General features: G+C 62.4%; 1 protein-coding gene. It reads right to left on the bottom strand.

The annotated features are described in order from the left end of the window. A partial coding sequence (locus LU493_RS19935; protein WP_275289523.1) for a hypothetical protein occupies positions 1-229 on the bottom strand: 229 nt, incomplete at both ends.

The raw sequence follows: 229 nt of genomic DNA on the forward strand, positions 1-229 counted from the left end.
CGGCACCCGTATCCTGCAGGCCATCCAGGGCCTTGAGGGTAAAGCTGGACGCAACTCGGATGTCGTCGGCGTTCGGGTTGGAACCGTCCGCCAGACCACTTTCGAACACGACTTGGTCGCCGATATTGCTGTCGGGGGTGGTGCTGTCATGGTCGTTGGGCACATCGACGGTCACGCCATCGTCGCTGCCGTCGATGGTGATGGTCAGGGTGGCGTCGTCAGCATCGGT

This window comes from Halomonas elongata (genome assembly GCF_029081005.1).
Classification (GTDB): Bacteria; Pseudomonadota; Gammaproteobacteria; order Pseudomonadales; family Halomonadaceae; genus Halomonas; species Halomonas elongata_B.